This is a genomic window from Aquitalea sp. S1-19 (genome assembly GCF_024343515.1).
The window spans coordinates 1-2881 of the sequence record NZ_RJTZ01000200.1 but is presented as its reverse complement, the minus strand read 5'-3'; the positions used below and the strand labels follow the sequence as shown (position 1 = coordinate 2881).

General features: G+C 61.2%; 4 protein-coding genes. 1 reads left to right on the top strand and 3 read right to left on the bottom strand.

Annotation, left to right across the window (positions count from 1 at the left end; all coding sequences use genetic code 11):
- The first annotated feature begins 125 nt into the window (after nt 1-125).
- Nucleotides 126-314 carry a hypothetical protein gene (locus tag EGI20_RS17100; RefSeq protein WP_498631537.1) on the top strand — a complete coding sequence of 63 codons (189 nt, stop codon included), beginning with the start codon at nt 126-128 and terminating at the stop codon, nt 312-314.
- Here EGI20_RS17100 and EGI20_RS17095 read toward each other — a convergent pair.
- From EGI20_RS17095 to EGI20_RS17085, 3 genes are all read right to left on the bottom strand, one after another.
- The gene (locus EGI20_RS17095; RefSeq protein ID WP_498631769.1) at nt 294-1244 is read right to left on the bottom strand and encodes a reverse transcriptase/maturase family protein; all 951 of its coding nucleotides are present in this window, start codon (nt 1242-1244) and stop codon (nt 294-296) included. The two genes, EGI20_RS17100 and EGI20_RS17095, sit on opposite strands and share 21 nt — an antisense overlap.
- Nucleotides 1208-2530, bottom strand: a complete 1323-nt coding sequence (locus EGI20_RS17090) for a formylglycine-generating enzyme family protein (RefSeq protein WP_498632916.1) — start codon at nt 2528-2530, stop codon at nt 1208-1210. The genes EGI20_RS17095 and EGI20_RS17090 overlap by 37 nt, the downstream gene beginning before the upstream one ends.
- A gap of 1 nt (nt 2531) precedes the next feature.
- On the bottom strand, nt 2532-2881 hold a 350-nt coding region (locus tag EGI20_RS17085; RefSeq protein WP_498632915.1), incomplete at its 5' end, for a hypothetical protein.

The following is a 2881-nucleotide window of genomic DNA, read 5'->3' as shown; positions in this document are numbered from 1 at the left end:
GAAGCTATTCACCCGCAACCGCACCGAGTTGCTATCACGTTTGCTTGGTTTTTGACATTGGCGCATGCGCCGATGCTTGCGAGAGTGCGTGCAATCATAATTCGCCTCTTTCCCACGGAGGCCCCATGCAATCCATCCCTCGCTCTACCGCCATGCAAATCAATCCGATGATCGGCAGCACCCCCCGCGACACGCTAGCCAATGTTTGCGACAGCCTTGATGCCGCCGCGTCCAATTCAGACGCCGGCCTTGCGCTACTGCTGCGCAGCATGTCCGCTACGCTGCGATATGAGCTAAGCCGCTCGGCTTGTTAGCTTGAACGCGCCAAGCACCGATGCCCGCAACCCAAACGTCTGCGCATGGCTAGCATGGGCGACCCAGCTTTTGATGCTGGGCGTGATGTCGTTTAGGCTGATTTCGCCAGCCGCGTATTGCCGCTTAAACTTTCTCAGCTTGGTCTTGATGCGCTTGATGCTGTCCACCCGCAATCGTCGGTGCGTCGGGTAGATCCGGTAACCCAAAAAATCCAGCGCGCGGCCATTGCGCACGGCGACCGGGAAAACTTGTGTCTTGTGGTTGGTCTTTAGGCGTAGCTCGCGCCACAGCCAGTCCTCGATGCGCGCCCTGGCGCGATGCAGGTGCTGCTTGTCGTGGTGGACGATGATGAAGTCGTCCATGTAGCGGCAGTAGTGCCGCTCGCCCAGCGCGTGCTTGGCGTAATCGTCTAGCTCATGCAGATAGATATTGGCGCACAACTGGCTTGTCAGGTTGCCGATCGGCAAGCCAACTGGCGCCAGCCCGCTCTCTGCGGTGCTATCTATGATGGCGTCCAGTAGCGCCAGTGTCGGCGCGCAGGTGATGCGCCGGCGGATCAGCTGCTTGATGATGCCGTGATCGATGCTGGCGAAGAACTTGCCGATGTCGGCCTTGAGCGCATACACGCGTCCGTGCTGTCTTTGCACGCGGCGCAAAAAATCCTGCGCCCGATCTGCGCCAGCGTGAGTGCCTTTGCCTGGGCGGCAGGCGTAGCTATCAAAATGGAAACGTGCTTCCCATATCGGCTCTATCACCCCGACGATGGCGTGCTGCACGACGCGGTCGCGAAACGGCAACGCAGCCACCACACGGTGCTTGGGCTCGAACACGTCAAATAGCCGGTACTGGCCTGTCCGGTACATGCCCCAGATCAGTTCATTTTGCAGCTGGATCAGGTTGCCTTCCAGATCCTGCTCGAAGCGCAGCACCTCAAGCCGGTTTCGCTTGCCGGCGCGGGCTCTCCGGTAGGCCTGATACAGGTTTTCGAAATCGTAAATTTGCGGGAATAGGTTGTTATAAGTTTTTGGCATGGGGGCGTGCTGACTTTCGTTTTGCTACTCACCAGCACGGTTTGTTTAATGTTTCGCCAATAGGCGAGGATGTCGCGTCCTTTTGATGGCGCACTGGCGGCAAGCCCGTAGGCTGGCCGCTTCTGGCTTTCCTCAAGAGCGGGGCGGAACCCGATGTTGCTGTTCACGTTCGTGCGCGGGTTGTTGCAGTTGAGCGCGAACACGCCTGTCGTCGCGGCGTTGTTCCAATTGCCGCCACGGATCGGGAGCGCCTCGACAGTGTCGTTCAGCCAGAATCCGTCACCGCCCAAGCCCGTGCTGGCGATGGGGTACAGGCCCAGCTGTTTGGCCAGCGCCAGCGCTGTCGCGCCAACAGGCACGGCGCCCGGGTTGGTCATGCCCTCAAAGCTTGCACCCGAGGCGCGCACCAGGCCGTAGTTGGTCGTGCCGGCCAGCTTGAACTTCACGGCATTGGCAGCGCCTGCTGCGGCGTAGGCGCCCGATGCGCCATCAATGGCCTTCCACGCGGCCGATGCGGCGCTGTGATCGGCGTTGTCGAGCGCGGCATCGTTGTACGGGATGACGTTGATCTCGCCGTTGTTGACGCGCAGACCTGCCTGCCATTCCCACACGTTGCCGTTCAGATCGCAGATACCGGCTGCGCTATTGTCATGCGACCACGACACCGGCCCCGAGCCAGTCAGGGTTGCGCCGTCACCGGTGGCGTCGCCTGGGTTGCCACCACTGACGCGGCGCCCAGTTTCATACGTCTGCGCGCTGTCGCGGCCGTAGTTGTTATTGCCGCGCGGCTGAAAGCCGTTTTTGTAACACCACAGGGCGACGGCTGCCCACTCTGCATTCGTCATCAAGTGCCAGCCGGCGCCCTTGGCACGGCACAGAGCGTGGGCGCCGTCGTAGTTGATGCTACGCGCAGGATTCATGCCCGGCAGTGACAGAGCCACACCGTCGTGAGTTGTCGCCAGAAACTTGCCGACGAAGATCTCGCTCTTTTCAACGCCACCCACCACAAAGGCCGGGTGAACGCCGGTGCCCAGGCTGGCGTCGATGTCCTGCACGTTGAACTTAGGAATCACCGCCATGATGGACGGGTAGCCCTTGCTGTCGTACAGCACGGTATTCTTGCCGCCGGTGGCGGCTTCGACGGACTGGCGCAGGCTGTCGGTTACAGAAATAACAATGCTCATATCAGGCCTCGCGTTGATTGGTGTTGATGTTCATGCCCCACAGCTGCAGGGTGATGGCGTTTCCATCCAGCGGCAGCGCCACCGGTGTGGGCGTCTGTTCGGTCTCGCCCCCGCCGTCGGCGGGCTTGGTCACGGCGATGCCTGCCCTGTAGCGGCGTGGCGGTATCGTGATCAGTGCGGCGTAGGTATCGCCATCGGTGCGCGACAGGCTGGTGCCATCTGTGCGGATCTCGATCTGGCGCGTCGTGTCCGCCTGCTCTGCAGCCAGATCAGTCGTCAGCTCGGCATCATTCAGCGCCAAGGTCAGGAGGCTTCCTGTCAACGCGTAGCCCAGCGTCTCGCCTGGCGTCA